At 67.5% G+C, this 26,470-nt stretch carries 27 protein-coding genes; 14 read left to right on the top strand and 13 right to left on the bottom strand.

What is annotated here, in order from left to right; genetic code table 11:
- Positions 1-47 precede the first annotated feature (47 nt).
- The 3 genes from J0I47_RS09055 to tatC are packed head-to-tail and all read left to right on the top strand — an operon-like array spanning position 48 to position 1,589.
- Entirely contained in the window at positions 48-275 is a 228-nt protein-coding gene (locus J0I47_RS09055; RefSeq protein WP_294046528.1) for a twin-arginine translocase TatA/TatE family subunit, read from the top strand.
- A gap of 26 nt (positions 276-301) precedes the next feature.
- Positions 302-802, top strand: coding sequence for a Sec-independent protein translocase protein TatB (tatB, locus tag J0I47_RS09060; RefSeq protein WP_294046726.1), 501 nt, complete (start codon positions 302-304; stop codon positions 800-802).
- 4 nt (positions 803-806) lie between these two features.
- Positions 807-1,589: a twin-arginine translocase subunit TatC gene (gene tatC, locus J0I47_RS09065; RefSeq protein ID WP_294046530.1), complete on the top strand. Its 783-nt coding sequence runs from the start codon at positions 807-809 to the stop codon at positions 1,587-1,589.
- A 212-nt stretch (positions 1,590-1,801) separates the two neighbouring features.
- Here the strand turns inward: tatC and J0I47_RS09070 are convergent, their stop codons facing one another.
- Positions 1,802-3,391, bottom strand: coding sequence for a histidine kinase dimerization/phosphoacceptor domain -containing protein (locus tag J0I47_RS09070; protein WP_294046531.1), 1,590 nt, complete (start codon positions 3,389-3,391; stop codon positions 1,802-1,804).
- A 3-nt stretch (positions 3,392-3,394) separates the two neighbouring features.
- On the bottom strand, positions 3,395-3,712 hold the full coding sequence (locus tag J0I47_RS09075; protein ID WP_294046532.1) for a NepR family anti-sigma factor: 318 nt from the start codon (positions 3,710-3,712) through the stop codon (positions 3,395-3,397).
- Between the two features lie 61 nt (positions 3,713-3,773).
- Between J0I47_RS09075 and J0I47_RS09080 the strand changes: the two genes are divergently transcribed.
- The 9 genes from J0I47_RS09080 to J0I47_RS09120 all read left to right on the top strand — a co-directional run bounded on the left by J0I47_RS09080 (position 3,774) and on the right by J0I47_RS09120 (position 12,389).
- Entirely contained in the window at positions 3,774-4,580 is an 807-nt protein-coding gene (locus tag J0I47_RS09080) for a response regulator (protein WP_294046533.1), read from the top strand.
- Between the two features lie 141 nt (positions 4,581-4,721).
- The gene (locus tag J0I47_RS09085) at positions 4,722-4,880 is read left to right on the top strand and encodes a hypothetical protein (protein ID WP_294046535.1); all 159 of its coding nucleotides are present in this window, start codon (positions 4,722-4,724) and stop codon (positions 4,878-4,880) included.
- Positions 4,881-4,960: 80 nt separating this feature from the next.
- Entirely contained in the window at positions 4,961-5,656 is a 696-nt protein-coding gene (locus J0I47_RS09090) for a sigma-70 family RNA polymerase sigma factor (RefSeq protein WP_294046537.1), read from the top strand.
- A 281-nt stretch (positions 5,657-5,937) separates the two neighbouring features.
- Positions 5,938-8,622 (top strand): bifunctional [glutamine synthetase] adenylyltransferase/[glutamine synthetase]-adenylyl-L-tyrosine phosphorylase, encoded by a 2,685-nt coding sequence (locus J0I47_RS09095; RefSeq protein ID WP_294046538.1) that lies wholly within the window; start codon positions 5,938-5,940, stop codon positions 8,620-8,622.
- The gene (locus J0I47_RS09100) at positions 8,609-9,073 is read left to right on the top strand and encodes a peroxiredoxin (RefSeq protein ID WP_294046540.1); all 465 of its coding nucleotides are present in this window, start codon (positions 8,609-8,611) and stop codon (positions 9,071-9,073) included. The genes J0I47_RS09095 and J0I47_RS09100 overlap by 14 nt, the downstream gene beginning before the upstream one ends.
- Positions 9,074-9,467: 394 nt before the next feature.
- Positions 9,468-10,655: a M23 family metallopeptidase gene (locus J0I47_RS09105; RefSeq protein ID WP_294046541.1), complete on the top strand. Its 1,188-nt coding sequence runs from the start codon at positions 9,468-9,470 to the stop codon at positions 10,653-10,655.
- Between the two features lie 376 nt (positions 10,656-11,031).
- Positions 11,032-11,370 carry an iron-sulfur cluster assembly accessory protein gene (locus J0I47_RS09110; protein ID WP_294046543.1) on the top strand — a complete coding sequence of 113 codons (339 nt, stop codon included), beginning with the start codon at positions 11,032-11,034 and terminating at the stop codon, positions 11,368-11,370.
- Between the two features lie 34 nt (positions 11,371-11,404).
- Entirely contained in the window at positions 11,405-12,175 is a 771-nt protein-coding gene (gene xth / locus J0I47_RS09115) for an exodeoxyribonuclease III (RefSeq protein ID WP_294046545.1), read from the top strand.
- Positions 12,176-12,203: 28 nt separating this feature from the next.
- Positions 12,204-12,389, top strand: coding sequence for a hypothetical protein (locus J0I47_RS09120; protein ID WP_294046547.1), 186 nt, complete (start codon positions 12,204-12,206; stop codon positions 12,387-12,389).
- 6 nt (positions 12,390-12,395) lie between these two features.
- Here the strand turns inward: J0I47_RS09120 and J0I47_RS09125 are convergent, their stop codons facing one another.
- The gene (locus tag J0I47_RS09125) at positions 12,396-13,544 is read right to left on the bottom strand and encodes an N-acetyltransferase (protein WP_294046548.1); all 1,149 of its coding nucleotides are present in this window, start codon (positions 13,542-13,544) and stop codon (positions 12,396-12,398) included.
- A 161-nt stretch (positions 13,545-13,705) separates the two neighbouring features.
- Between J0I47_RS09125 and J0I47_RS09130 the strand changes: the two genes are divergently transcribed.
- Positions 13,706-14,797: a fatty acid desaturase gene (locus J0I47_RS09130; protein WP_294046727.1), complete on the top strand. Its 1,092-nt coding sequence runs from the start codon at positions 13,706-13,708 to the stop codon at positions 14,795-14,797.
- A gap of 275 nt (positions 14,798-15,072) precedes the next feature.
- On the opposite strand, the gene lptG is transcribed toward J0I47_RS09130, so the two are convergent.
- The 7 genes from lptG to proB all read right to left on the bottom strand — a co-directional run bounded on the left by lptG (position 15,073) and on the right by proB (position 23,106).
- Positions 15,073-16,173, bottom strand: coding sequence for an LPS export ABC transporter permease LptG (gene lptG / locus J0I47_RS09135; protein ID WP_294046550.1), 1,101 nt, complete (start codon positions 16,171-16,173; stop codon positions 15,073-15,075).
- Entirely contained in the window at positions 16,170-17,420 is a 1,251-nt protein-coding gene (gene lptF / locus J0I47_RS09140) for an LPS export ABC transporter permease LptF (protein WP_294046552.1), read from the bottom strand. Before lptF ends, lptG begins: the two co-directional genes overlap by 4 nt.
- Before the next feature lie 99 nt (positions 17,421-17,519).
- A complete protein-coding gene (locus J0I47_RS09145) occupies positions 17,520-19,466 on the bottom strand; it encodes an ATP-binding protein (RefSeq protein ID WP_294046553.1) in 1,947 nt (648 codons plus the stop codon).
- Positions 19,467-19,512: 46 nt separating this feature from the next.
- Positions 19,513-20,775 (bottom strand): aminotransferase class I/II-fold pyridoxal phosphate-dependent enzyme, encoded by a 1,263-nt coding sequence (locus tag J0I47_RS09150; protein ID WP_294046555.1) that lies wholly within the window; start codon positions 20,773-20,775, stop codon positions 19,513-19,515.
- A gap of 4 nt (positions 20,776-20,779) precedes the next feature.
- The gene (locus J0I47_RS09155) at positions 20,780-21,022 is read right to left on the bottom strand and encodes an acyl carrier protein (protein WP_294046557.1); all 243 of its coding nucleotides are present in this window, start codon (positions 21,020-21,022) and stop codon (positions 20,780-20,782) included.
- Between the two features lie 72 nt (positions 21,023-21,094).
- On the bottom strand, positions 21,095-22,000 hold the full coding sequence (locus tag J0I47_RS09160) for an NAD(P)H-binding protein (protein ID WP_294046558.1): 906 nt from the start codon (positions 21,998-22,000) through the stop codon (positions 21,095-21,097).
- Positions 21,997-23,106, bottom strand: a complete 1,110-nt coding sequence (gene proB / locus J0I47_RS09165) for a glutamate 5-kinase (protein ID WP_294046729.1) — start codon at positions 23,104-23,106, stop codon at positions 21,997-21,999. The genes J0I47_RS09160 and proB overlap by 4 nt, the downstream gene beginning before the upstream one ends.
- A gap of 152 nt (positions 23,107-23,258) precedes the next feature.
- Between proB and J0I47_RS09170 the strand changes: the two genes are divergently transcribed.
- Positions 23,259-23,978 (top strand): PEPxxWA-CTERM sorting domain-containing protein, encoded by a 720-nt coding sequence (locus J0I47_RS09170; protein WP_294046560.1) that lies wholly within the window; start codon positions 23,259-23,261, stop codon positions 23,976-23,978.
- 106 nt (positions 23,979-24,084) lie between these two features.
- On the opposite strand, the gene obgE is transcribed toward J0I47_RS09170, so the two are convergent.
- From obgE to J0I47_RS09185, 3 genes are all read right to left on the bottom strand, one after another.
- Positions 24,085-25,134, bottom strand: a complete 1,050-nt coding sequence (gene obgE / locus J0I47_RS09175; protein WP_294046561.1) for a GTPase ObgE — start codon at positions 25,132-25,134, stop codon at positions 24,085-24,087.
- Between the two features lie 101 nt (positions 25,135-25,235).
- On the bottom strand, positions 25,236-25,832 hold the full coding sequence (locus J0I47_RS09180) for a TetR/AcrR family transcriptional regulator (protein WP_294046563.1): 597 nt from the start codon (positions 25,830-25,832) through the stop codon (positions 25,236-25,238).
- Between the two features lie 75 nt (positions 25,833-25,907).
- Positions 25,908-26,453, bottom strand: coding sequence for a GNAT family N-acetyltransferase (locus J0I47_RS09185; RefSeq protein ID WP_294046565.1), 546 nt, complete (start codon positions 26,451-26,453; stop codon positions 25,908-25,910).
- Positions 26,454-26,470 lie beyond the last annotated feature (17 nt).

The following is a 26,470-nucleotide window of genomic DNA, read 5'->3' on the forward strand; positions in this document are numbered from 1 at the left end:
ATAGGGCGATATCCAATGCCGCATGTCGCGTTCGAGGAGATTGAGTGATGGGTAGTTTCAGCCTGGTCCATTGGCTGATATTCGGCGTGATCGCGATCCTCGTGCTCGGCGGTGGCCGCTTCTCGAATATGATGGGCGACGTCGCCAAGGGTATCAAGCAGTTCAAGAAGGGCATGGCCGACGACGACGAGACGCCACCGCAGCGGCTGGAAGCGAAGCGCGCCGATCCGGTGATCGACGCCGAGGCGCAGCGCGTCCGCGACGCCGAGCGTTAACAGCCGGACAGGAGTCCGGTCGCATGATCCTGGATATCGCCCCGACCGAATTGCTGGTGCTGGGCACGGTCGCGTTGCTCGTCATCCCGCCGAAGGACCTGCCGCGCGCGATGCGGATCGCCGGGCAATGGGTCGGGCGTGCGCGGGGCATGGCGCGCACGTTCCGCTCCGGGTTCGACGACATGATCCGCGAATCCGAGTTCCAGGAAATGGAGCGCAAGTGGAAGGCGGAGAACGAGCGGATCATGCGCGAATTTCCGCCGACGCCGGACCAGGCCGCGCTAATGGCGCCGCACGAGCCCGCACCGCACGAGCCGGCTTCCGTCGAGCCGCTGCCCCAGGTCGAGCCGACCGCGCCGGTGGTCGACATGCCCGTCGCGGAAGAACCGGCGATCGCGCCGGTCAAGGCCGCGCCCAAGCGGCGCGCGAAGCCGGCGGCGGGCACCACCGTGACCGCGCCCGCGCCGCGCAAGCGCGTGCCGGCGAAATCAACGGCTCGCCCGCGCGCGAAGCCGGCCAAGCCCTGACGCGATGATCGATCCCGAAGACGAAATGGCGATGGACGCCAGCCGCGCGCCGCTGTTCGAGCATCTGGTCGAATTGCGCAAACGGCTGCTCATCAGCCTCGCGACGCTGGCGGTGCTGTTCGGCATCTGCCTTTATTTCGCCGAGCCGATCTTCGGGTTCCTGGTCAAGCCGCTGGTCGCGGCGGGGCAGAAAAAGGTCTATTACGCGCAATTGTTCGAGGCGTTCTTCGTCCAGCTCAAGGTCGCGTTCTTCGCCGCCACCGTGCTCTCGTTCCCGGTCGTCGCCAACCAATTGTGGCAGTTCATCGCCCCCGGCCTGTACCGCAAGGAAAAGCGCGCGCTGCTGCCGTTCCTGCTGGCGACGCCGGTGCTGTTCGCCGCGGGTTGCGCGATGGCCTATTACGTCGCGATCCCGGCGGCGTTGCACTTCCTGCTGAGCTATCAGACCGATGTGGGCGGAGTGCAGCAGGAAGCGTTACCGATGGTCGGCAATTACCTGACCGTCATCATGCAGTTCCTGTTCGGGTTCGGGGTGTCGTTTCTACTGCCAGTCCTACTGATGCTGCTCGAGAGGGCGGGGATCGTGACGCTCCAGCAATTGGTGAAGGCGCAGCGGTACGCGATCCTCGGTTGCTTTGCGGTTGCGTTGTTCCTGGCGCCGCCCGACGCCGGGTCGATGGTGATGCTGGCGGCGCCGCTGGTCGGGCTGTTCTACCTGACGCTGGTTGCGATCTGGCTGACGCACCGCCGTCGCGCAAAGACGGATCACGTCGAAGCTGCCGGCTGAGCCGCATCGCGGCCTGCCGTTCCAAATCATTGCTCTGAAAAGAATTTAGGCCCGAAAGCGTCACCGGGGGGGGAGGGGTGGACGCTTCCGGGCCTATGTCTTGGATAGCGAGAGCGGGGGGGGCATAAGGTCGCTATCCGAAGATCAGAACGGCTCTCACCAAAATGGGTTCCCAAAAAAAGCGCGCGGCGGCATCTTTTTTCCGCAACCGATCAATCGCGTCCGGTGACCGGGATCGCGATTTCATATGACCCCGTCAGCGGGTCGTGATGCAGCGGCGCGCGGAGCTGCCGCGACAGGCCCTCGACGACGCGAGCATAACGCTGGCCGAGCGCTTCCTTCAGCGCGTCGCTTTCGACCAGGGCCGGCGAACTCGTGCGGAGGATCGCCGCCATCGGCGTCTCGCCCGCGCGCACCGACAGCCGAATCTGCGCCGCCGGATTGATCCGCGTCGCCAGCTCGATCAACTCGGTCAGCAGGAAGGCGATCGCGATCGCCACGTCCTGGCTGACCAGGAACGGCTCGATCTCGAGCAGGATGCTCATCCGCGCGCCCTCGGGACTGGTCGCGCGGATGTTCGACGCGAGCTCGCCGATCACCGCGCGCAAGGCGAGGCCACGATTGTCCTCCATCTCCGCGAAATGGTGGCGATGGACGACCGACAGCGCATCGACCCGGCGCTGGATCGAGGCATAGGCGAGCATCGCCTCGTCGGCCTGCGCGCTACGCGAATGGAGGTTGATGAGGCTGGAGATGACCTGCAGGTTGTTCTTGACGCGGTGATGGACCTCGCGTGTCAGCTTGGTCTGGCGCACCAGTCCCTCCGCCAATCCCGCCTCGTGCAGGATCAGGGTGCGGCTGAGCGACCGGAAGGTCTCGCCGAGCTCGCGGATTTCCTGGGCGGGAAGAGCGCGGAGCATGTTGGGATCGATCGTCTCGCCGGGGCGATAGGCGGCGATCTGCGTCCGCAGCGAGCGCAACGGCCGAACCAGCATGCGATCGACCACCAGCCACGCGACTGCCGCCGCCAGCAGCCACATGACGATCGGCACTAGCAACGACAGCAGGATCGGCTGCGTGAACACGCTCGCGCTGGTCGACATGCCGACCGCGAGGTTGCCGATGTTGAGGATCGTCTTTTCCGCCGGGTGCACCGCCAACACCGAATTCGCGGCCGGTTCGCGCAGCACCAGGACATCGGCATCGTTATCGATGATGCGCAGGGTCTCGGTATAATCGCCCGAGAAGGCGCTGGGCTTGGCGATCGTGCGAAGGAACGCGATGGGGAAGAACGCCGCGCCGCGCGTCGCCCCGTCGGCACTCGTCACCGACAGGACCAATCCGCGATCGGCGACGATCCGCGACGCGACCGGTCCGCCGGGCAGCGCCGCCGGTGAGACGATCGGCAGGCTGTCGCCGCACAGCGTACGGCCGCTGCGATCGGTGATCCGGAAGGTCGGGCCGGCGACGCCCTGTTGCGTGAAAACGCCGATGGCGCGCGCGCAACTCGGCGCGTCGGCGGGGTCGTGACCCAGCGCGTTCATCGCCGAGATCAGGGCGGTCATGTCGCCGACCAGTTCGATCGCCAGATGCCGTCCGCTTTCCTGCGCGGCGAGGCGTAGCTGCGAGCTTGCCTCTTGCCCGGCCTGCCGCGTGGTGGACAGCGTCGCCAGCACCGCGACGATCGCGAACGGCAGCAGCACCGCCAGCAGGATGACGAAGATCTTCGCGCCGGTCGGCATGCGCGCGATCCGTGCGCCCAGTGTCGATCCTGGGTGCCGGCGGGCCGCGCTGTCGTTCATCGCTCAGCCCAGCTTGCGGAGCAGATCGAGCATCTCGTCGGGAACGGGTTCGCTGACGGCATTGTCATACACCGACCGCAGCGCGCTGCCGACCGCCTCATCCTTGCGTTTTCCACCGTCGTCACCGGATCCGCCGGATTTGCTCCGCTTCGGTGACGGCTTGTCAGACTGCAAAACGATCCCCTTCGACATCCGCCATGGTGAAACGGTGTAACGCGCACGTGCGCCCCGCATATACGATCCCCCGGCGAAATTACGCCACGGCCCTCGTGAAACCAAAAACGCCGTCGATTGTTCCGCCATCGAACAGAAATAAGTCATGTTGCGTTAATCAGGTCGCGCCCGCACAAGGACGGCCGTTTTCGGGGAGTCCCTTATCACCATGTCGCTCGGTCAGCAGCTTGCCCCTCATCTACCGTTTCTCCGCCGCTATGGCCGCGCTCTGACCGGCAGCCAGGAACATGGCGACCGCTACGTCCGCGCCGCGCTGGAGGCGATCGTGGCGGCGCCGGAGGAGTTTCCGCGCGATGTCGATCCGCGGCTCGGCCTGTATCGCACGTTCCAGGTGATCTGGCGGACGACCAACCGCGACGACGAAGTGGCGCTGAGCGAGGATATCGAGAGCGGCGACGATCAGGAGGCGATCGCGCGCGCGCGGCTCGCGAAGATCACCCCGCTGTCGCGCCAGGCGCTGTTGCTGACCGCGATGGAGGGTTTCAGCGCGGAGGATGCCGGCTTCCTGATCGACACCGATGCCGACAGCGTCGACGCGCTGGTTGCCGAGGCGCTGGCCGAGATCGAGAAACAGACTCGCGCTCGCGTGCTCATCATCGAGGACGAGCCGATCATCGCGATGGACATCGAGACGATCGTCCGCGACCTCGGCCATGACGTGACCAGCGTCGCGGTAACGCGCGACGAGGCGGTGGCGTCGGCAATGGCCGATCGCCCGGGTCTTGTCCTGGCCGACATCCAGCTTGCCGACGACAGTTCGGGGATCGACGCGGTCAAGGACATCCTGACCGAGTTCCAGGTGCCGGTGATCTTCATCACCGCCTTTCCCGAGCGCCTGTTGACCGGCGAGCGGCCCGAGCCGACGTTCCTCATCACCAAGCCGTTCCAGCGCTCGACGGTGAAGGCGGCGATCAGCCAGGCGTTGTTCTTCGACGAGGCGACGGTACCGGCCTGATCGTACAGCTGTCGGACGAACGGGCGAGCCTTTCGCCGGCCGGCTGCATCGATTCCGCGATTGCGCGACAAATGGCGAAATCGATGGCGGCAAAGTTCCGTCGGTTACGGACCCAAAACGGATTTGGCGCGTTCGACCGGGATGGCTGATCCTAACCAACCCAGAATCCGCGAATCCGGTGAAGAAGCGCGTGCCGGCGAGACATCCGGCCACATGCGCTGGGTGCTGGGGATCTCGATCCTGCTGGCGGTCGTCGTGCTGTCGCTGCTCGTCTGGGGGCCGTACCTTTTCCATAAGTAACGCGTAGCGGTTGGCTTTCGCGCCAATCGTCTTATCTATCGGGCCAAGGTCGCGAATTTGCGCCCGTGCCACGGAGCTTCATGACCGACACCGCCACTGCCACTGCCGATCAGGGGGAACCGACCGAGCACGTCGCTCTGTCCGACCCCGAGTTCAAGCAACAGCTCGCGCAAGTCATTCCGCACTTGCGCGCGTTTGGCCGTTCGTTGTCGGGCAGCCGCGATCTGGCCGACGACCTCGTCCAGGAAACGCTGATGAAGGCGTGGGCGGCGCGGCAACGGTTCCAGGCCGGCACCAACATGCGCGCCTGGACCTTCATCATCCTGCGCAACCTGTATCTCAGCCAGATGCGCCGCGCGCGGTTCAAGGGCGAGTGGGACGATCTCGTCGCCGACCGCATCCTCGCCGCGCCCGCCAGCCAGGACAAGCATGTCGAACTTGGCGACATGCAGCGCGCGTTGCTGCACCTGCCGCAGCCGCAGCGCGAGGCGCTGATCCTGGTCGGCGCCGGCGGCTTCGCCTACGAAGAGGCGGCCGATATCTGTCAGGTCGCGGTCGGCACGATCAAGAGCCGCGTCGCGCGCGGTCGCGTCGCGCTGGAGGGAATCCTGAGCGGCAACGTGCTGGCGTCACGCAATCAGGCGCCGAGCAACCAGGGCCGCACCGCGCTCGACACGATCATGGACGAGGTCGACGAACTGAGCGGCGATCATCATCCCGCGCCCGACGAAGGCGACGAGGACGAGCGTCACAATGAGGACGATCAGTCGTTCTGATCGAGACGAGCGAGCAGCTTGTCGATGTCCGTGGGCAAAGCCGACGGGCGTGCGAATACCTGACGTAACGCACTGCCGACGCCGTCGCTGTCGCGCGGCCGTCGTGCCACCTGACGCATCCCCGTCGCACCGGTCGGAATAGGCGAGATGGCTGGACTCATGCGGCAAAAACCCGTCCCGCGACGATTTGTTTCTCTTTTGTTGCCGCAGCTGCGATTAATTTGAATCAGCCCGTAACGATTGGCGGAATACTGTGATTATTATGCTACGCGCCGCCCGCGATGAGTAACGCCGCCGTCTTCGTCGATGCGATTGCGCGCGCCCACGCGCACGCGCCGTTCCTGCGGCTCGAACTGGAACGGCAATCGGCGGTCGCGGCAGCGCTGGCGGGCGGGGACGTGCCGGCGCCGGCCGCGCTCGATCCTGCGGTCGCGATCGGCGTCGCGCTGCGCCGTGCACGGCGGCAGGAAGCGTTGGTGGTGGCGATCGCCGATCTGGCCGGCGCGTTCGATCTGACCGCCGTCACGACGCGGCTGACCGCCTTCGCCGACCGCGCGCTCGACGTGGCGATCCGCGCCGCGATCGCCGAGCGCACGCCCGATGCCGAGCCGCTGGGTTTCACCGCGATCGCGCTCGGCAAACAGGGCAGCGGCGAGCTCAACTATTCATCCGACATCGATCCCATCCTGCTGTTCGATCCGACGACCCTGCCGTGCCGCCCGCGCGAGGAGCCGGAGGACGCCGCCGTCCGCATCGGCCGCCGCGTCGTCGAACTGCTCCAGGCGCGCGACGGGGAGGGGTACGTGCTCCGCGTCGACCTGCGGCTGCGCCCGTCGCCCGAGGTCACGCCGATCGTGCTGCCGGTCGATGCCGCGATCTCCTATTACGAATCGCAGGCGTTGCCGTGGGAGCGCGCGGCTTTCATCCGTGCGCGTGCCGCCGCCGGCGATATTGCGCTCGGCCAGCGCTTTCTCGACGCGATCCGCCCGTTCGTCTGGCGCCGCTCGGTCGATTTCGGCGCGGTCGGCGAGATTCGGGCGATCACGCGTCGCATTCGCGACCATCATGCGCAGGGGCAGAGGCTCGGCCCCGGCTTCGACCTGAAGCGCGGGCATGGCGGCATTCGCGAGATCGAGTTCTTCGCGCAGGTCCATCAGCTCGTCCATGGCGGCCGCGACGCGTCGCTCCGCGCGCCGGCGACGCGTGACGCCCTGGCGGCACTGGCGGCGGCCGGGTGGATCGGCGCCGACGAAGCGGCGGCGCTGAGCGAGGCCTATATATTCTACCGCACGGTCGAGCATCGGTTGCAGATGATCGACGACCGCCAGACGCATTCGCTCCCACGCCAGCCGGACGCGCTCGACAATGCCGCTCAACTGGGCGGGTGGGCCGATGGCGCCGCGCTGATCGCCGACCTGGCGCCGCGCGTCGCGACGGTGAGCCGGCTCTACGACTCGCTCGATCCGCCCGAAAGCGACGCGCTGTCGGGCGATAACGATGTGCTGGCGGAGCAATGCGCGCGGCTGGGGTTCGACGACGCGGCGACAGCGGTGCAGCTGATCGAGCGCTGGCGCGGCGGATCGTATCCCGCGCTGCGCAGCCCGGCGGCACGGCAGGCGCTGGAGGCCGTACTGCCCGCCCTGGTCGCCGCGCTGGGTCAGGCGCCCGATCCGCGCGCCGCCCTGGTCCGTGCCGATGCGATGCTGTCGCGGTTGCCGAGTGCGATCAACTTCTTCCGCCTGCTCGAGGCGCGGCCGCCGCTCGCGCAACTGGTCGCGACGATCCTCAGCCATGCGCCGCCGCTCGCCGACGCGCTCGGCCGGCGCCCCGAACTTCTCGACGGGCTGATCGACGCCACCGCGTTCGCGCCGGTCGGCAGCGTCGAGGAGCTCGCCGCCGAAATGGCGCGGGGGGAGGCGCGGGACGATTACCAGTCGCTGCTCGAACGCGCGCGGCGAGTCGTGGGCGAGAAGCGCTTCGCCCTCGGCGCGCAGATGGTCGCGGGCGCGGCCGATCCGCTGGCGGTGTCGCACGGCTATGCGCGCGTCGCCGACGCCGCGATCGCGGTGCTGGCCGAGGCGACGGTCGCAGAGTTCGCCCGCGCACATGGTCGCGTACCCGACAGCGAGCTGCTGATCCTGGCGCTCGGCCGGCTTGGCGGCGGAGCATTGACGCAAGCGTCCGATCTCGACCTGATCTACCTGTTCACCGGCGATTTCGCGGCGGAATCGGACGGCGCGAAACCGCTCGGCGCGGTGCATTACTACAACCGCCTGGCGCAGCGGGTGACGGCGGCGCTGTCGGTGCCGACCGCGTCGGGTCCGCTCTACGAGATCGACACGCGGTTGCGGCCATCGGGCGCGCAAGGGCCGCTGGTCGTCTCGCTCGACGGGTTCGCGCGATATCAGCGCGAGGATGCCTGGACGTGGGAGCATATGGCGCTGACGCGGGCGCGGCCGGTGTTCGGATCGACAGCCGCGCGCGCTGCGGTCGAGACGATCATCGCCGACGTGCTGACCGCCCCGCGTGATCGTGCCAAGATGATCGCCGACGCGACGTCGATGCGCGTCGACATGGCGACGCACAAGCCGCCGGCCGGCCCGCTCGACGTCAAGCTGTCGCCCGGCGGGCTGGTCGATCTGGAGTTCGCGGTCCATGTCCTGCAACTGGCGAATGGCGGTGTCGCGCTCGATCCCGATCTCGACCCCGCGATTACGATGCTGGCCGAGCGCGATTTGGCGCCGGCCGCGCTGGGCGACGCCTATCGCCTACTGACGCGCGTGCTGGTGCTGCTGCGGCTGGTCGCGCCCGACAGCCAGCCGCCGTCGCCGCCGACCCGCGCGCTGATCGTCGCCGCGCTCGGCATCACCGATTGGGACGCGCTGGTTGCGCGGCTCGACGCGACGCGGCAGGAGGTCGCGACGATGTGGGCAAGCGTGAGCGGAGGATCGCATGGCGGGACTTGATGTGGGGGGCGCGCTGCCCGACCTCGAGCTGGCCGGCGCCGACGGGCCGATCCGGCTGCGCGACTATGTCGGCAAGCCGCTGGTGCTCTATTTCTACCCGAAGGACGACACCGCCGGCTGCACCAGGGAAGCGCAGGAGTTCAGCGCGGCGGGTGCCGACTTCGCGAAGGCTGGCGCGGCCGTGCTCGGCGTTTCCAAGGACACGCCCGCGAAGCACGCCAAGTTCACCGCGAAATACGACCTGACGGTGCCGCTCGCCAGCGACGAACAGGAAGTGATCGAAGCGTTCGGCGCCTGGGTGCCCAAGGTTCTGTACGGGCGTGAATATATTGGCATCGACCGCTCGACCTGGCTGTTCGACGCGACGGGCGCGCTGGTGCGCATGTGGCGCAAGGTGAAGGTGCCGGGGCATGTCGACCAGGTGCTGGCGGCGGTTCGCGAACTGGCTTGAGAGTCCGTTTGCGAAACTCGCGAGAGTGCGAGTTTCGAAGCGGTGCCGGCCCGCTCCCCCGCCCGACCGCCCAGACATCGTACCCTATGGGCGGCCGGGCGGGGGAGCGGGCCGGCACCGCAACCGGGCTCCCGAGACTCGGCGGACAAGGCCGAATCGCGCACCGTATTGGACGAAAGCGTCACCCGCATTGCATCGTCGTTGACACGCGATTCAACGACTCGCCGCGCGAAGCTGCCGGTCTGACCCGCGATCTTAACCATTAGGGTTGCGCGTCGCGCGGGAGTGGGCAGGGTCCGGTTCGTGGCATCGGGCGGGTAGAGTGGGCCCCGGTGCAGTATCGAAAAAGCGGGGCCGCCGACTGGTGGTCGTCACCAGGGTTGGCCGGGGACACATGATTGATCTGACGAGTTTGCGCGGCGCGCTGGCGCGCTTCGGGCAGTTGTTCAAGACGCGCGATTTCATCTTCCATGATGGCCGCGATCTGCGGCGGTTCTCGATCGCCGGCCGTACGCAGGTCGGGCTGGCCGCGGCGGGCGCCGTGTCGCTGTGTTTCTCCGCTTATGGCGTCGCGCAGGTCGGCTCGCACGCGATCGCGCTGACCGGGCTCGCAGGCAAGCCGCTGACCGCCGAAGCGCAGGTCGCGCAGATGGAAACTCAGGTCGCCGACATGCAGGCGAAGATCCAGCAGATCCGCTATGTCGCCGATGTCCGCGCCAAGCGGATCGAGGCGCGCCAGGCGATGATCGCCGCCGCGCTCGACGGGCAGGGCAAGGTTCAGCCGGTCGCGTACCAGCCGATCGACCCGACCGCCGCCAAGGTCGCCGCCGCCTATGTCGCGCCGCTGACCAAGGTCGAGCAGGCGCAGGTCGGCTTGGCCGTCCGTGCCCGCGCCGCGACCGAGCGGCGCTATGCAGTCGCCGTCCAGCGCGCGAAGGCGGTCGGCATCGACCCGCGCCGCTTCATGCCGCGTGGCACCGCGATGGGCGGACCGCTGATCGCCGCCGATAGTGCGGAGGCGACTGCCGATCTCGCCGCCGATGCGCAGTTCCGCGCGCTGTTCCAGACCTGGAAGAAGCTCGACACGCTCGAAAACGGTCTGATCTCGATCCCGTCGGTGCAGCCGGTCGCGAACCTCAGCTTCACCAGCAATTTCGGCATCCGCAGCGATCCGTTCCGCGGCACCGCGGCGTTCCATCCGGGCGTTGATATCCCCTGCGGCGTTGGCACCGCGGTCTATGCCACCGCCGATGGCGTGGTCGATCGCGCCGAGCGCTTGGGCGGCTACGGCAATCTGGTCGAGATCGATCATGGCCGCGGCATCCAGACCCGCTTCGGCCACTTGTCGAAGATCCTGGTCACCGCCGGCGAGCATGTGAAGCGCGGCCAGCTGATCGCGCTGTCGGGTTCGACCGGTCGCTCGACCGGCCCGCACCTCCATTACGAGGTCCGCATCGACGGCCGCGCGGTCAACCCGGTGCCGTTCCTGACCACCGCCGACTATAGCGTTGCGGTGCGCAGCCCCGACCTGCACGCGGTGCCCGTCAGCAACGGCCCTGCCGCGAGCGACAGCGCCGACTGATCGCGCCACGAGATAAGAGAGGATGGGCCGCGCCGGGCGACCGGCGCGGCCCAATTCGTTTGGGGCGCTCAATCCTCGCGCGGATGACCTGATCCACCGCAATGACGGCGCATCCCGCTAAAATTGGTGCAATCCGAATGCGGACTTTGGTCATTGAGGATGCGAACCTGGACGCAGCCGCAACTCCACCGCTTGATGATCGCCGAGGTCCCGCAACCATGTCGGCAACCGCAATGCTGATGCCGCTCTTCGAGCAATCTCGCCATTTTGCCCCTCCCCTTATCCGCAAACTACCATCGCCGAAGCAGCTGGTGCGGAGCGACGCGTCCATTCTGGGCGGATTGCGATCTGTCGGGCGCGCGCCTATCTCCCCGGCATGGCAACGCTCGCTTCCGACATCGCGCTGACTTCCGCCGCTGCCAGGCGCGTGGCGTGGATCGCCGAGCGGCAGGGCAAGCCGGCCGTGCTGCGGCTGTCGGTCGAGGGCGGCGGCTGTTCGGGGTTCCAGTACAAGTTCGGGCTCGCCGACGGGCCGGAGCCGGGCGACGCGATCGCGGAGGTCGATGGCGTGAAGCTGGTGGTCGATGACGTGAGCCTCGACCTGGTGCGCGGGTGCGCGGTCGATTTCGTCGACAATCTGGGCGGCGCGCATTTCACCGTCGACAATCCCAACGCGGCGTCGGGCTGCGGTTGCGGCACGAGCTTTTCGGTGTAACGGTGCCGGCCCGCTCCCCGGCAGGGCACAAAAATTGAAGATCGTCACCTACAACGTCAACGGCATCAAGGCGCGGATCGACCGGCTGGTCGAATATCTGACCGAGGCGCAGCCCGACATCGTCTGCCTGCAGGAGCTGAAGTCGCAGGACGACGGCTTTCCGATCGATGCGATCCGCGCGGCGGGCTATGGCGCGGTATGGCACGGGCAGAAGTCGTGGAACGGCGTCGCGGTGCTGGCCAAGGATGCCGATCCGGTCGAGCGCCAGCGCGGGCTGGCGGGCGATCCCGACGACGAGCATAGCCGATACCTGGAGTGTGAGGTCGACGGGCTGGTGGTCGGCGCGCTGTATTTGCCCAACGGCAACCCGCAGCCCGGTCCCAAGTTCGACTACAAATTGCGCTGGATGCAACGCCTGGCGGACCGCGCGCGCGACCTGCTCGCGGAGGAAAAGCCGGTGGTGCTGGCGGGCGATTACAACGTCATCCCCAACGACGACGACACCTATTCGGTGCGCGCGATGCAGGACGATGCGCTGATGCAGCCGGAAAGCCGCGCCGCCTATCGCGCGCTGCTCGCGCAAGGATGGACCGACGCGCTGCGTACACGGTATCCGAAGGGCGGGGTGTGGACCTTCTGGGATTACCAGGCGAGCGCGTGGCAGCGTGATGCGGGGTTCCGCATCGATCACCTGCTGCTCAGCCCGCTGGCCGCCGACCGCCTGGTCGATGCCGGCGTCGACAAGGATTATCGCGGGCGCGAGAAGGCGAGCGACCACGCGCCGACCTGGGTGCGGCTGCGCTGACGCCGCGACGGCGTTCGACCTCCAGAAGATGCTCCACCGCAAGGGCGAGTTCGAAAACGGGAACCCCGCCGGCCACACCACGCAATCGATCGCCGCGGTGTCGCTCGCCTTCCTGCCCAAAAAGCGCATGCAGCTCGACGTGCTGGTCGGCGCCGGGCTCAATCACGACACGCCCGACGTCCGCATCGTCACCGGTGGCGCGATCCTGTTCTAGACTACGCTAGAGCGACTTGCCGTAGATCTGATAGACCTTGTTGACGTGGCTATCGATCGCGTCGGCGATCGCGTTCATGCCCTGGTTGTCGTCGAGCACCCAGCCGATCTCGCCGCGCTTGGCGCCGTATTTCTTGATCGACGAGCGGCGGATATATTCGATCATCATGAAGGCGAGCTGGCTGGCGAGCCGCGACGCCTGCAACTCCTTGACTACGCCCATCAGCGGCACGCGCATCGTATGCACCTTGGGCGCACGCAGCCACCACAGCAACTTCGCCCAGCCGAATGGCAGCAGATTGCCGTTGAGTGGCTTGATCGCCTCGTTGAGGTCGGGGAGCGTAATCATGAACGCGACCGGCTTGCCGTCGAGTTCGGCGATGCGGATCAGGTCGTTGAACACGATCGGCTTCAGCTTGACGCCGACGTCCTTGATTTCGGGCGGGGTGAGGGGGACGAAGCCCCAATTGTCCGCCCAGGCGTCGTTGAGGATCGCCAGGATGATCGCGGCTTCCTGATCGAACTTCGACTTGTCGACCTCGCGGATGCGGATGCGCGGGTTGCGCTCGCCGGCCGCGACGATGCGTCCGATCAGCGGCGGAAACTCCTTCGTCACGTCGAGATCGTAGGTCTGTAGCCGCTTGACCGGCTCGTAGCCCGCACGCTCGATCCAGCCGCGATATTCGGGCTTGGCATGCCCCATCATGATCGTCGGCGGATGGTCGTATCCTTCGATCAGCAGGCCCGGCTCCTCCCAGATCGACTGCGAGATCGGCCCCAGCGCGCGCGTCATGCCCTGGTCGCGCAGCCAGCCCTCGGCCGCGGCGAGCAACGCGGTGAAGATATCCTCGCGCTCGGCATCCATCAGGCCCCATTGCCCCACGCCCGGCCCGAACCCCTTGTCGGCGGGCATGGTCAGCGCCAACGTATCGATATGCGCGGAGATGCGCCCGACGACGCGGCCGTCTTCTTCCGCCAGGAACAGTTGCGCCTTGGCGTGGCTGTACCAGCCGTTCTTTTCCGGCGTGATGAGCCCCAGCGCTTCGCCCTTCAGCGGCGGCACCCAGTTGGGATCGTTCTCGTACAGGCGGAAGGGCAAGTCGACGAACTTCTTGCGGTCGGCCTTGCTGTCGATCGGGCGGATGGTAACGGGCATCGATCACCTCGTCATGGGGGTCGCGGCTGGGTAAGCGAGCCTCTGCCCGCCGACAATGGCCGTATTCGGGCAAGCGCAGAAATTCCGATCACTGTGATCGGCCCCCGTTCGTCGTTGGTTTGCCACCGTTGCGCCACTATATCAGGGCAATGGCCGCACCCATGGATACCGCCGTCACGATCGATCGCCGCGCCGCGGCCACGCCGCCGGCCGCGTCGGCGCGCCCGCGCATCGCCGACGACAAGGCGATGCTGAAGGCCGCCGCCGACCTGACGCGCGATCTCAACACGCCCAATCCGGCGATCTATTGGGGCGACATGCTCGCCTCGGCGCTGGTCGGATATGGCGCGCTGGTCGCCGCGATCCTGGTGCCGTCGCCGGCGCTGGCGATCGTCGCCGGCCTGATCGCGGCGCTGGCGCTGTATCGTGCGGAGAGCTTCATCCACGAGCTGACTCACATCAAGCATTCGGCGGTGCCGGGGTTCCGGCTCGGCTGGAACCTGATCGTCGGCATCCCGCTGCTGACGCCGAGCTTCATGTACGAGGGCGTGCATAACTTGCATCACGCGCGCACCCGGTACGGCACGGTGGAGGATCCGGAATACCTGCCGCTTGCGCTGATGAAGTGGTGGACGTTGCCGGTGTTCATCCTGGTCGCCGCGCTGGCGCCGGTTGCGCTGCTGGTGCGCTATGCGGTGCTCAGCCCGTTGTCGGCGGTGATCCCGGCGCTGCGCCGCACGGTTGTCGCGCGTTTTTCGGGATTACAGATCAACCCGTCATTCCGTCGTCGCCCGCCGGAAGGCGAGGCGCGCACCCTGTGGCACCGGCTGGAGATGGGCGCGAGCGTTTATGCCATCGCGCTGATCGCGCTGACCGCGACGGGCGTCATCCCGCTCAAGGCGTTCCTGATCTTCCTGGCCGTCGCGTCGGCACTGGCGGTGACCAACCAGGTCCGCACGCTGGTCGCGCACCTGTGGGAGAATGAGGGCGACGCGATGACAGTCACCGCGCAGTATCTCGATTCGGTCAACGTGCCGCCGCCGGCGTTCCTGCCGATGCTGTGGGCGCCGGTGGGCCTGCGCTACCATGCGCTGCACCATCTGCTGCCGGGGTTGCCGTATCACGCGCTGGGGACAGCGCATCGCCGGATCACCGCGGCGCTGGAGGCGGAGTCGCCGTATCACAAGGGCAATTATACAGGCCTGCCGTTCCTGGTCGGAAAGATTGCTCGGAGCACGATGGGCCGCCGCTGAAATAGCGGAGCTATTTCACGATCAGCGGCCCATCCGGCCGGCATCGCGACAAGCGATGGCCGACGACGCGGCTTTGCCGCGGCGAGTGTCTTATCACCTGATGATGTCGGGATAACCCACCCCTGTCATTGCTTCGCCAGGCTCGCAATGATGGCATAGCGCTCAGATAACGCAGTGGGCATGGGCGAAGCCCATGACGTCGGTCGGCGCTGGCGCGCCGCCGACCGGAGCGCCGCTAACCGCGATTTAGCTGTCGCTAAATCTTGGCGGCGCTCTCATTCCTCCGTCCTAATCAGCACCGCTTCGCCGATCAGCAGGAACAGAACGAACGGCGCCCACGCCGCGAGCATCGGCGGGTACGCACCGAGATTGCCCATCGCCAGCGCGAAATTGTCTATCACGAAATAGGTGAATCCCAGCCCCATGCCGATCACCGCGCGGATGAACAGCTTGCCCGATCGCGCGATACCGAACGCCGCGACCGCACCGAGCAGGGGCATCAGCACCGCCGACAGCGGGCCGGACAATTTATGCCACAGCTCGCCCTCATAGCTCTTGGTCGGGCGGCCGGCATCCTTCAGCGCGCCGACATCCGCCTTCAGTTGCAGGAACGACAGCCCCTCGGGATCGATATTGGCGAGCGTGAACTGGTCGGGCCGAACGCCCTTCGCCACCACCACCGAACCGATATTGCTGAGCTTGCCGCTTGCCACGTCGAAGCGCTGCGCCGGCCAGATCCGCCAGCCATCGCCGTCCCGCACGCCGTTCGCCGCGGTGATCGTCGCCTGCTGGGCGCCGGCGTCGTCGCGATCGACCAACGTGAACCCGCTCAGCACGACCTTGCCGCCGACATCGCGGACCAGGTTGACCCCGATCAGGTCCTCCCTGCTTCGCGTCCACACGTTGGTGCGGTCGCCCTTGTCGATCGGGATCGGCGCGTAATTGACCTTCTTCCACGCATCGAGCGTCGCCGACGCGCGGCTGACGATGCGGTCGTTGAACGCGAAGCTCAATGCGGCGACGCCGATCGCGGTGACGATCATCGGCGCCAGGATCTGGTGCGCCGACAGGCCCGACGCCTTCAGCGCGATGACCTCGCTGTTCTGGTTGAGCGTCGAATAGGTGATGATCGCGCCGAGCAGCACCGAATAAGGCAGGAAGCGCGCGATGATCTGTGGCGTGCGCAACGAGATATACTGCCACACCTGCGCTTGGCCGTTGCCCGGATAGGCGAGGATGTAGCCCGATTCGCTCAGCGCATCGAGGAATTGCAACACCAGCACCAGCGCGGCCAGCACCGCGAACACGCGCACGACGAAGGTCTTCGCCATGTAGAACGACACGGTGCGCGACGGGAAGAATTGCAACGCGGTCATGCCGGTGCTCCAGCCGCGGGCGTCGGGTTGGCATCCTCCGCATCGCCGTCGCCCGGCGGCGCCAGGCGACGCGTCGGCAACCAGCGGCGCACCGCCTTGGCCAGTTTCGCGAACACACGCTCCAGCGCGCCGATCGGCTGGCCGCCGGGTACGTAGGCAATCGTGTAATACATCCACAGCACCAGCGCCGCGAAGATCGCGAACGGCACCCACAGCGCCAGGAATGGGTCGATCTTGCCCAGGCTGCCGACCGACTGGCCGTATTCGTTGACCTTGAAATACGTCACGATCATCACGATCCCGAGGAATACGCCGAGCGCCGAGGTCGAGCGTTTCGGCGGCACGCCCAGCGCCATCGCCAGCATCGGCAGCAGGAACATCGCCGCGACTTCGGTCAGGCGGAAGTGGAACGCGGCGCGGCTGGTGTCGCGCAGTTCCTCGTTGCTGTTGCTCGACCGGCCGAGCACGGCGAGCTCGGGCAGGGTACGTTCCAGCTTGTTCTCGCCGCGCCCGCGGAAGGGATCGGTGCGGGGCAGGGGGATCGGGATGTCCCACAAGGTAAACCGCAGCACGCGCGGCGTCGCGATCCCCTTTTCGGTGCGGACCAATGTGCCGTCGGTCAGGCGGAAGATGATCTCGTCGGCATCGGTCGAGCCGAGAAAGCGGCCCTGCGTCGCGGTGACCGAGAACGAGCCGCCCTGCTTGTCGTTCTGGTGGAGGAAGATGCCCGACAGCTGCCGCCCCTCGTCGTGGCTCTGCTCGATGCGGACCGTGGGGCCGTTATTGGGGAAGGTGGTGAACTCGCCGACCTTGATCGACGCCCCCAGTGCGCCGGTGCGCAATTCGTAGCGCAGCCGCTCATATTCGAACCGCGCCTTGGGCTGGATGTAGCCGACGATCGCCAGGTTCAGCACCGCCAACACGATCGCGTACATGTACGGTACCACCAGCAGGCGGTTGTAGCCGACGCCGACCGCGCGCAACACGTCGAGCTCCGACGATGTCGCGAGACGCCGGAACGCCAGCAGACAGCCGAGCAGCAGCCCGACGGGTATGCCGAGCCCCATATATTCGGGCAGAAGGTTGGCGAGCATCCGCCACACGACGCTGACCGGGCCGCCCTCGGTCACGACGAAGTCGATCAACCGCAACATACGGTCGAGCACCAGCAGCATCGCGAAGATCACCATCGTCGAGAACAAGGGCAACGCGATCAGCCGGGCCATGTAGCGATCGATGGACTTCATGGGCGGGCGGCGATGATCCTTGGGGCCGACGAACGGCGCAAAGCGTGGCTATAGGCAGCAGTCGATGACCGGGCAACGGTCGGGGCGGGGGAAAGATGCCTATTCGGCCGCGATCGCATGCGCGGTACCGGGGCGAGCCGTCGCCATCGCCTCGCCGATCGCCTGCGCCAGCCCGGCGATCGTGAAGGGCTTGCGCAGCACCGGGCGCCCACCGAAATCGGCCGCGACGCCGTCGCCGGCATAACCCGTCACGAACAGGATCGCGAGGTCGGGGTGTCGCAGCAACAGGTCGCCGACCATCTCCGGCCCGGTCCGGCCCGGCATCAGCACGTCCGACACGACGAGGTCGAAAGGACCCTGCCGATCGAGCAAGGCTGGCGCCAGGAACGGATCGTTGCAGGTCGTTACGCGATGGCCGAGCTCGCCGAGAGCGGCGGCGGTGGCCGCCAGCACGCGCGGATCGTCCTCGACCAGCAGGATGGCGAGCGGTGCGCCGTCAGCCGTCGACTCGGTCGGAGCGGCACCGGCCGGCACCTTGCCGACCGGCTCGCCCAGGTGACGCGGCAGATAGAGCGTCACCGTCGTCCCCGCGCCCGGCGTCGAGGTGATGGCGACGTCGCCGCCCGACTGGCGGACGAAGCCGAACGTCTGGCTGAGCCCGAGCCCGGTGCCGCGGCCGACCGGCTTGGTCGTGAAGAACGGTTCGAACACGCGGTCGAGTATCTCGGGCGCCATGCCGCAGCCGCTGTCGCCGACCGCGATCGCGACGTGATCGCCCGCCGCGCAGTCGCCTACCTCGCCCGCGGCCAGGCTCACGCCGCGCGTCGCGATCGTCAGCACGCCGCGCCCCTCCATCGCGTCGCGTGCGTTGACCGCCAGATTGACCAGCGCATTCTCGAGCTCGTGGCGATCGCAATGCACCGCCCAGCCGGCGCCGTCGTCGCTGCGATTGACGGTGATCGCATCGCCGAGTGTACGGTCGAGCAGGTCGGACATGCCGGCCACTGCCTCCGCCGGCACCATCGCCTCCGGGCTCAACGCTTCCTCGCGCGAAAAGACGAGCAAGCGCCGCGTCAGCGCGGCGGCGCGGTCTGCCCCCTCGGCGGCGCTGTCGAGGTGACGCCGCGCTGCGGCCGTGTCGCCGTCCAACGCGCGTTGCGCCAGTTCGAGCCCGCCGAGAACGACCGCCAGCATGTTGTTGAAATCGTGCGCAATGCCCCCGGTCAGCTGGCCGATTGCCTCCATCTTCTGCGCCTGGCGAAACTTGGCCTCCTGTTCGCGCAAAGCGGCGGTCGCGGTGGCGACGGCATCCTCCAGCGTCTTGGCGCGCTCGCGCTCGCTTTCCGCCTCGGCGCGGGCATTGGCGCGCTCGTGCATCGCCGCCAGCGTCAGCCACGCCAGCACGATCGCGCCGAGCACGACCAGCACGCCGAACACCGACAGCAGGGTCGTGATCGTCGTCGACCGATGCACCGACGCCACCGCCGCCTGGGTGCGCTTGTCGAGCAGGCCGCGTTCGGATTCGATGATCGTGTCGAGGTCGCGGTCGATCTCGCTCAGCGACCGCGACTTTCCCGCTTCGTAGAACCGGGCATAGGCCTGGCGGTCCCGGCCATAGGCCGTGCTGCTGGCCGTAACCGCCAGTTCGCGCCCGCGTTCCTCATAGGCGGCGCGGAGGCGATCGATCGGCGCCTGTTGCGCAGGATTGTCGTCGGTGATCGCGTCGAGCCGGTCGATCTGGTCGCGCGCGCGGTCCCATTCCTCGGTGAAGCGCCGGCCGATCTGTTCGTCGCCGCTGACGACGTAGCGACCGAGCGCGGCCTCCGCTTCGGCGATCGTGCTCGACAGCGATCGCGTCAGGATCATCACGTCGTAGCTGTGGCTTTGCAGGCGCAACGCTTCATCGCGGCGGGCGTTCGCGCTGTCCTGGATCGCGAACAGGGCGATCAGAATGCCGACGCCGGCAACCGCCAGCATCGCGAGCGCGACTCCGCGCCACGCCTTGCGTGCCGTGTCGACGAACCCTTCGCCCACGCTCCCGCCCATGGTCGTTACCCTAACGACAGCGACCTGCGCGGAAAAGCATGAACGATCAGTTAATCGCGCCGGCTACCCGTCCCGCCGCCGCGAAGCGCTCCAGCACGGCGTCGAGCTGCGCCGATGTATGCTCCGCGCACAGCGAACAGCGCAGCAGGAACGTGCCGGCTGGGGTCGCGGGCGGGCGCGCCATGTTGACGTACACGCCGCTGTCGAGCAGCGCCTGCCACATCGTCACCGCCTGTTCCTGGTCGTCCAGGATCACCGCGACGATCGCGCTGTCCGGTGCGTCGGTGCCGAGCCTAAAGCCGAGCTTCGTCAGGCCGCCGTGCAGCTGGCGCGCATTTTCCCACAGATGCTGGCGCTTGTTGTGGGCATGCTGCAACTTGCGGATCGACGCGGCGGCGGTCGCGACCACGCTCGGCGGCAGGCTGGCGGTGAAGATGTAGGCGCGGCAGGCGAGGCGGATCGCCTCGAACTTCGGGTGGTTCGACACGCAGAACCCGCCGACGGTGCCGACCGACTTCGAGAAGGTGCCGACGATGAAGTCGACATCGCCCTCGCACCCCTGCGCCTCGTACACGCCGCGGCCGTTGGGCCCGTAGAATCCCATCGAGTGCGCCTCGTCGGACAGCACCATCGCCTCGTGCTTCTTGGCGACCGCGACCATTTCCTTGAGCGGCGCGACGTCGCCGAGCATCGAATAGACGCCCTCGAGCACGACCAGCTTGCCGGCTTCCTTGGGCAACCTGCCGAGGCGCTTGTCGAGGTCTTCGACGCTGTTGTGACGAAAGCGGACGATCTCCGCATAACCCTGCTTGCAGCCGTCATAGATCGAGGCGTGGCTGTCGGCGTCGAGGATGACGTATTCGCCCTTGCCGGCCAGCGTCGAGATCATGCCGAGATTGGCCATGTAGCCGGTGGAGAACACGATCGCGCCGGTGGTGCCGTAGAAATCGCGCAACGCCTGCTCGACTTCCATGTGATCGCGGAAGGTACCGTTCAGCATGCGGCTGCCGTTGGTGCCCGACCCGAACTGGTCGAGCGCGTCCTTGCCCGCCTGGATGACGTCGGGGTCGAACGTCATGCCCATATAATTGTAGGTGCCGAGCAGGATCGTGTCCTTGCCCTTGATGACCGCCTCGGTCGGCGACTTCACCTGCTCCATCACGATCGCGAAGGGGTCGGTCACGCCGGTGTCGATCAGCGCCTGCCGCTCGGCGATCAGGCCGTCGAACTTCGACATCAGGTCGGTTTCGGGCGCGACCGAAGCGGGATCGGCGGGGAGCTTTTCGGCGGTCTGGCCGGCGTCGGTCATCGGATCAGCCCTTCAGCTTCTGCACCGCGTCGACGAGCTGGCCGACCGTCTCGATCTCGGCCTGCATGTTCATCGTGATGATGATGTCGAACTCGTCCTCGATCGCCGCCACGAAGTCCATGACGGTCAGCGAGTCCCATTCCAGATCGTGCTGGAACGTGGTCGCGTCGCTCAACGCCACCTGCTTCTTGTTGAACGGCTGGATAAGGCCGGTGACCTTGTCGAAAATCTCTGCGCGGTCGGTCATGTCATTCCCCAAGTCGAAGCGGCCAAGTCGGTGCGGGCGGTGCCAGCGAAATGCGGCGGCTTTATGCCCCGCCTATAGCAAGCCGGCGGCGCGATACCATGCCGCGGTCGCGGCGAGCGCCGCCGGTGTATCGGTCCGTGCGCGCCACACATCGGCGGGGGGGCGGGCATGGCTGACCCAGTCGCGGTGCAGCAGGTAGCCGACGCGATCCGGCGTGAGTTTCCTCAGCGGCCCGCCGACGCGCTGCCCGATCCACGACGCCGTGCGCAGGAGGGGGGCAGGGAGCGAGAATGCGAGGACGCGGCGCCCGACCGCCGTTCCGACCGCGCGGCCGAAGGCGCGATGCTCCCAGCCGCCCGGCGTCCCGTCGTCGGGCTCCACCGTCGTCCGCGGGAACATCGCGGGATCGGCCGTCAGCACGAGGAATTCGGCGAGATCACGCGCATAGATCCAGGATGCCCGACCGCCCTTGGCCGGCATCGGCGTCACGCCGCGTGCGGCGAACTGGAACAACGGCAGTGTCTCGGTATCGCGCGGGCCGAATACGCCCGGGGGCCGCACGATGGTCCAGTCGAGAGGGCTCGCGGCCACCAGCGCCTCGGCCCCGGCCTTCGACCAGCCATAATCGCTCAAGGTCGGCTCGCGCGCGGACAGCGACGACACATGCACGAATCGCGCGATGCCGGCAGTCTGCGCCGCCGTCAGCATGGCGCGCGTCCCCTCGATATTGCCGGCGGCGAACGCGGCGCGATCGGGCGCATCGACCAGCCCGGCGACGTGCAATACCGCATCGGCGCCACGCATCAGTTCAGCGAGGCTCGTTGGGTCGTCGAGCGCCCCGGCAATCCACGTCACGCCCATTTGCGCCGGTTGCGGCCGCCGCGTCAGCGCGCGAAGCTCGTGACCTGCCGCGAGCACCGTCTCGATCACATGGCTACCGACGAACCCGGTGCCGCCGGTCAGCGCAATCACGGTCATGCCAGCACCATGTGGTTGCGATGGACGAGGGCGGCGCGCGGCGCGTGGCCCAGGATCGCGCCGGCTTCGTCGCTGCGCTTTCCGGCGATCCGCGCGGCGTCGGCAGCGTCATACTCGGCCAGCCCGCTGGCGATGATCCCCGCCGGCCCGCTGATCGCGACGAGGTCCCCGCGCACGAACCGGCCCTCGACGCCAGTGGCACCGGCGGGGAGCAGGCTCCGACCGTCGCGCAAAGCGGCGACGGCGCCCGCATCGACATGGATCGTCCCGCGAACGCTCAGCCGTCCGCCCAGCCACGCCTTGCGCGCCGGCGCGCTGCCGGTTGCCGCAAACACCGTCCCGCGCCCGGTCTCGGCAAAGCGCGCCAGCGGGTGAGCGACACGCCCGTCAGCGATGGCGAGCGCGATTCCCGCGCGCGTCGCGATCCGCGCGGCCTGGACCTTCGAGGTCATGCCGCCCGACCCCATGCCCGACGACGATCCGCCCGCCATCGCCTCGATCGCGGCGTCGATCCGCGCGACATGCGGAATCAGCGTCGCGCCGGGCTGCGCCGGATCGCGGTCGTAGAGGCCGTCGACATCCGACAGCAGTAGCACGCCCTGCGCGCCCGCCGCCTGCGCGACTCGCGCGGCCAGCCGGTCGTTGTCGCCGAACCGGATTTCCTCGGTCGCGACGCTGTCATTCTCGTTGATGACCGGCACCGTGCCCAACGTCAGCAGCCGGCCGAGCGTCGCCGCGGCATTGAGATATCGCCGCCGATCCTCGAGATCGTTGAGCGTCACCAGCATCTGCGCCGCGGTCAGCCCCTGGTCGCCGAGCAGTTCGGCCCAAATCTGGCTCAGCGCGATTTGCCCGGTCGCGGCGGCGGCCTGCGCATCCTCCAGGCTGGCGCGCCCGCCCTTCGCCAGTCCCAGCCGCCGCGCGCCCAGCGCGATCGCGCCCGACGACACCACCGCGACTTGCTGGCCACCACTGACGCGCGCGGCGATATCGGCCGCCAGGCCCGCCAGCCAGTCGCGCCGCACCTCGCCCGCCGCCGTCACGAGCAGCGACGATCCGACCTTGACGATCAGGCGCGGGCAGGCGGTGGGGGCGAACCGGTCCATAGCGGCAGCTAGCGACTTCTGCCCGGCGACGCCAACCGCAATGTGCACCACCGATGCACGTCGCGGCGTGTGCAGAATTAGGACGATATTAATCATTTCATCTTGATGAACAACGGCTTAATTTCGCATCAATTCTAGCGAAAGGGCGGAATATGAAGCTGTTTTTGATGAGTGGCGCTGCGATCGCGGCCGCCATTGCCGCGCCAGCCCAAGCTGGCACCTACAACGTGACCGTCCAGGAAGCGTCGGGCGTCGGCCAGTTCGATGCCGTCACCGGTAGCGCGGCGCTGTTCGCGGGCAAGTCGGATGTGTCGACCGCGACGTTCACCTACACCGGTGAGCTCAACTTCTCGGGCACCGGGCCCCAGAACACGACCAACGCCGGCGACCTGACGTCGACGTTCTTCGGTGCCAACTCGGCGAACATCTCCAATTATTCGGGTAGCGGTCCGACGACCGTCGCCTATGGCGCGAACGGCGCGAACTTCAATTCGCTGGCGGGTTTCCTGAATACCAGCGGCAGCATCTCGGGCTTCGGATACGGGTCGCTGTACACCTTCACGTCGCTGGCCGGCAATTACGGTGGCCAGGTCTTCACGATCACGCACGACGACGGCATCGCCGTATATGCGAACGGCGTTCGCGTGCCGGGCACGACCGCGGGCCCGACCGGTGCGATCACCGAGACGATCACGTTGCCGACCGGCACGACGAGCTATTCGTTCGTCTATGGTCGTGAGAACGGCTCGCCCTCGATCCTGCAAGTGACGGCTGCGGTGCCCGAACCGGCGACGTGGGGCATGATGATCCTCGGGTTCGGCCTGATGGGCGCGGCGCTGCGTCGTCGCAAGACGAGCGTCGCCTTCGCCTGATTGGCAACACCGACAGCAAAAGGGCCGTCGATCGCTGATCGGCGGCCCTTTTTCGTTACGTGACTGACCGTCCAGTCTCATCTGGTTCGCGTGTGGGGCGTCTCGATCAGACCGGCGACCATTCGATCGCGTCTTCGCCTTCGTCGTCGTCCGACACGGCACCGGGGGCGGGGCCGATCTTTTCGATCAGTTTGTCGAGCACCCAGTCGATCCCGGTCCCGCCGACGCCGGAGATCGGCAGGACCTCGGCGCCGCTCGCTTCCTCGAGCTCGGCCGACAGCGCGGCGATCAGTTCGTCGTCCAGCGTGTCGATCTTGTTGAGCGCGACCACAACCGGCTTCTCGTCGAGCCCGGCGCCGTAGGCCGCGAGTTCGTCGCGGACGATGCGATAGCTTTCGGCGACGTCGTCGTCATTGGCGTCGACCAGGTGGAGCAGCACGCGGCACCGCTCGATATGCCCCAGGAAGCGATCGCCGATCCCCGCACCCTCGGCCGCGCCCTCGATCAGGCCGGGGATATCGGCGATGACGAACTCGCGCTGGCGGTGGCGCACCACGCCCAGCTGCGGCCGGGTGGTGGTGAAGGCATATTCGCCGACCTTGGCCTGCGCGTTGGTGACGGCGTTGATGAAGGTCGACTTGCCGGCATTCGGCAGCCCGAGGAGCCCGGCATCGGCAAGCAGCTTGAGCCGCAGCCACACCCACGCTTCCTCGCTCGGCCAGCCGGTGCCGTGCTGGCGCGGGGCGCGGTTGGTCGAGGTCTTGTAGCTGACATTGCCGCGCCCGCCGTCGCCGCCGCGCATGAAAGTGACCTGCTGGCCGACCGCGGTCAGGTCGAGCAGCAACGTGCGATCCTCGTCGTCGGCCAGGATTTGCGTGCCCACCGGGACCTTGATGACCAGATCGTCACCGCCCGCGCCGGTGCGATTGCTGCCCGATCCGCCCATGCCGCGCGGCGCCCGGAAATGCTGGGTGTAGCGAAAGTCGATCAGCGTATTGAGGCCCGCCACCGCCTCGAAGATGATGTCGCCGCCCTTGCCGCCGTTGCCGCCATCGGGGCCGCCATATTCGATGAACTTCTCACGCCGGAAGCTGACGGCGCCGGGACCGCCGGCGCCCGAGCGGACGAAGATCTTTGCCTGGTCGAGAAAATGCATGGCGCGCGGCCTACCGCTTTAGCGGAGCTAAAGCGAGGCCCGAGCGCGCCCGGCTGGACTCGCCTCGGCGAGGACCGACGACGCGGCTTCGCCGCGGCGACCTAACCCAGCCGCCGCCCGTTCACCAGCACCTGATACGCCAGTTCCCGCGCCCGATCGCGCGGCAACCACAGCGCGCGCGTCAGCGGCGCCCCGAACAGCGCATCGCCCAGCGCCATCAGCACCAGTTCGAGCGTCTCGTCCTCGATCGGCTGCTCGTCCTTCGAATGGCCCTCGCTCAAGTCGTCGACCAGATCGTGGATCGCCTGCAGGATCGGGTCGAGCGCGTCCTCGTTGCCCGACAGGATCATCCAGCTCGCCAGCGCGCCGGCGCCGCCGGTGTCGAACGCATCGAACGCCAGGTCGACGACTTCGCGCGGATTGGGATCGTCGGAGGCGCGCTGGCGGATCACCGCCTCGCGGATCGTCGTGGTGATGAACCCCGCCATCCGCTCGATCAGCGCCTTTTGCAGCCCGGCCGCCGAGCCGAAATGATGGAGCAGGTTGGCGTGCGTCCGCCCGATCCGCGCCGCCACCGCCTTCAGCGTCACCGCCTGCGGGCCGAGCTCGACCAGCAGGTCGCGCGCGGCGTCGAGCGCGGCCTCGCGCGATTCCTCGGGACTCAGGCGGCGACGGACGGGCAGGGGCGTAACGGACATGACTTGGCTGTCGGCGGTTTGTCGCGCGAAATCAATCCGCCGCCGTCCGCGCGAACGGACGGCGGCGGTGATCGGTCATGCCGCCAGTGGCATCGGCGCTGCCGGTTCGTCGGCATCGAACGACAGCGTCATCTCGACCACTTCGACCTCGCGGCCGAACGCGAGCGAGTGCTGCCTGACGATCCGCCCGGTGGCGACGAAGCCCAGCTTGCTCAGCACGCGGCCCGACGCGGCATTGCCGACCAGCCAGCCGGACTTGAGCCGCGGCAACTTGAGCCCATGCTGTGCGAGCGAGACGACCGCATGCCCCGCCTCCGTCGCGTAGCCGCGCCCCCAGGCAGCGGGAGTCAGCCAATATCCCAGTTCGGGCACCTCGCCATCGTGATGGATGCCGATGACGCCGATCGGCTGGTCCTGCTTCGCCCGCTCCGTGATGACGAAGCGCGGTCCGCCGTCCTGCCATGCGGTGCCGAGAAACCAGTCGGCATCAGCCTCCGTGTAGGGCCATGGCACGCGCGAGAGCTTCTTGACGACATCTTCGTGCCCGATCGCGCGCGCGAGTGCGGGCGCATCTTCGGGCCAGCCGGGCCGCAATGCCAGTCGGGGCGTAATCGCGAACATCTGCACTCTCCGTATCG

Source organism: Sphingomonas sp., from assembly GCF_017304635.1.
GTDB lineage: Bacteria > Pseudomonadota > Alphaproteobacteria > Sphingomonadales > Sphingomonadaceae > Sphingomonas.

What these genes read in the sequence shown, in the direction of transcription:
- J0I47_RS09055 (WP_294046528.1), top strand. Translation starts at nt 48, where the DNA reads ATGGGTAGTTTCAGCCTGGTCCATTGGCTGATATTCGGCGTGATCGCG.
- tatC (WP_294046530.1), top strand. Translation starts at nt 807, where the DNA reads ATGATCGATCCCGAAGACGAAATGGCGATGGACGCCAGCCGCGCGCCG.
- J0I47_RS09070 (WP_294046531.1), bottom strand. Translation starts at nt 3,391, where the DNA reads ATGAACGACAGCGCGGCCCGCCGGCACCCAGGATCGACACTGGGCGCA.
- J0I47_RS09075 (WP_294046532.1), bottom strand. Translation starts at nt 3,712, where the DNA reads ATGACTTATTTCTGTTCGATGGCGGAACAATCGACGGCGTTTTTGGTT.
- J0I47_RS09080 (WP_294046533.1), top strand. Translation starts at nt 3,774, where the DNA reads ATGTCGCTCGGTCAGCAGCTTGCCCCTCATCTACCGTTTCTCCGCCGC.
- J0I47_RS09085 (WP_294046535.1), top strand. Translation starts at nt 4,722, where the DNA reads ATGGCTGATCCTAACCAACCCAGAATCCGCGAATCCGGTGAAGAAGCG.
- J0I47_RS09090 (WP_294046537.1), top strand. Translation starts at nt 4,961, where the DNA reads ATGACCGACACCGCCACTGCCACTGCCGATCAGGGGGAACCGACCGAG.
- J0I47_RS09095 (WP_294046538.1), top strand. Translation starts at nt 5,938, where the DNA reads ATGAGTAACGCCGCCGTCTTCGTCGATGCGATTGCGCGCGCCCACGCG.
- J0I47_RS09100 (WP_294046540.1), top strand. Translation starts at nt 8,609, where the DNA reads ATGGCGGGACTTGATGTGGGGGGCGCGCTGCCCGACCTCGAGCTGGCC.
- J0I47_RS09105 (WP_294046541.1), top strand. Translation starts at nt 9,468, where the DNA reads ATGATTGATCTGACGAGTTTGCGCGGCGCGCTGGCGCGCTTCGGGCAG.
- J0I47_RS09110 (WP_294046543.1), top strand. Translation starts at nt 11,032, where the DNA reads ATGGCAACGCTCGCTTCCGACATCGCGCTGACTTCCGCCGCTGCCAGG.
- J0I47_RS09120 (WP_294046547.1), top strand. Translation starts at nt 12,204, where the DNA reads ATGCTCCACCGCAAGGGCGAGTTCGAAAACGGGAACCCCGCCGGCCAC.
- J0I47_RS09125 (WP_294046548.1), bottom strand. Translation starts at nt 13,544, where the DNA reads ATGCCCGTTACCATCCGCCCGATCGACAGCAAGGCCGACCGCAAGAAG.
- J0I47_RS09130 (WP_294046727.1), top strand. Translation starts at nt 13,706, where the DNA reads ATGGATACCGCCGTCACGATCGATCGCCGCGCCGCGGCCACGCCGCCG.
- lptG (WP_294046550.1), bottom strand. Translation starts at nt 16,173, where the DNA reads ATGACCGCGTTGCAATTCTTCCCGTCGCGCACCGTGTCGTTCTACATG.
- lptF (WP_294046552.1), bottom strand. Translation starts at nt 17,420, where the DNA reads ATGAAGTCCATCGATCGCTACATGGCCCGGCTGATCGCGTTGCCCTTG.
- J0I47_RS09145 (WP_294046553.1), bottom strand. Translation starts at nt 19,466, where the DNA reads ATGGGCGGGAGCGTGGGCGAAGGGTTCGTCGACACGGCACGCAAGGCG.
- J0I47_RS09150 (WP_294046555.1), bottom strand. Translation starts at nt 20,775, where the DNA reads ATGACCGACGCCGGCCAGACCGCCGAAAAGCTCCCCGCCGATCCCGCT.
- J0I47_RS09155 (WP_294046557.1), bottom strand. Translation starts at nt 21,022, where the DNA reads ATGACCGACCGCGCAGAGATTTTCGACAAGGTCACCGGCCTTATCCAG.
- J0I47_RS09160 (WP_294046558.1), bottom strand. Translation starts at nt 22,000, where the DNA reads ATGACCGTGATTGCGCTGACCGGCGGCACCGGGTTCGTCGGTAGCCAT.
- proB (WP_294046729.1), bottom strand. Translation starts at nt 23,106, where the DNA reads ATGGACCGGTTCGCCCCCACCGCCTGCCCGCGCCTGATCGTCAAGGTC.
- J0I47_RS09170 (WP_294046560.1), top strand. Translation starts at nt 23,259, where the DNA reads ATGAAGCTGTTTTTGATGAGTGGCGCTGCGATCGCGGCCGCCATTGCC.
- obgE (WP_294046561.1), bottom strand. Translation starts at nt 25,134, where the DNA reads ATGCATTTTCTCGACCAGGCAAAGATCTTCGTCCGCTCGGGCGCCGGC.
- J0I47_RS09180 (WP_294046563.1), bottom strand. Translation starts at nt 25,832, where the DNA reads ATGTCCGTTACGCCCCTGCCCGTCCGTCGCCGCCTGAGTCCCGAGGAA.
- J0I47_RS09185 (WP_294046565.1), bottom strand. Translation starts at nt 26,453, where the DNA reads ATGTTCGCGATTACGCCCCGACTGGCATTGCGGCCCGGCTGGCCCGAA.